This is a genomic window from Teichococcus vastitatis (genome assembly GCF_003604215.1).
In the GTDB taxonomy this organism is placed as follows: domain Bacteria; phylum Pseudomonadota; class Alphaproteobacteria; order Acetobacterales; family Acetobacteraceae; genus Pseudoroseomonas; species Pseudoroseomonas vastitatis.
This window is the reverse complement of sequence record NZ_QXGS01000234.1, coordinates 1-564: the sequence shown is the minus strand read 5'-3', so window position 1 is coordinate 564 and position 564 is coordinate 1. Positions and strand designations below refer to the sequence as shown.

The 564-nt window shown below is 73.2% G+C and carries 1 protein-coding gene; it reads right to left on the bottom strand.

The features are described from left to right. Nucleotides 1–417 (bottom strand): PHP domain-containing protein (locus D2K64_RS24075; protein WP_120010954.1); only part of this gene is annotated, 417 nt, incomplete at its 3' end. Nucleotides 418–564: the final 147 nt, after the last annotated feature.

The window sequence follows — 564 nt, the reverse complement described above, 5'->3', positions numbered from 1 at the left end:
GGCGAACCTCCCGGCAAAGGGCGGATCGAAGGAGCGCGGCGGGATGGCCGCCAGGCACCAATCCCCGGCGTGCTCGACCATCTCGTCGAGGCGGATCTGGCACTCGCCCTTGGGCGAGCGCATGCGCCCGCGCGACAGCAGGCCGGTCAGCCGCCCGTAGCTGGCCCGATCCGTCGGCCAGGCCAGGAAGGCGGAGCCGTCCTCCAGAACAAGCCGGGTGCCGACGACATAGGGCAGCCTGGCCTCCTGGGCCGCGACATGGCCGCGCACCACCCCGGCCAGGCTGTTGCTGTCGCAGATCCCGAGGCCCGCATGGCCCAGCGCCTGGGCGGTCAGCACCAGCTCCGCCGGGTGCGAGGCACCGTCGAGCAGGGAAAAATTCGAGCGGGCGCCCAGCTCGGCATAGGCGGGCGGCATGGCTCAGGCGAGCTCGCCGTGCAGGAACCAGCGGGCCTCGGCGCCGGGCTCCAGCAGGCGGCAGACCCACAGGCGCGGCCCCTCGACGGTCTGCAGGCGGTAATAGTCGCGCCGGGGCCGGTGCACGTCATCGCCCCACCATTCCGG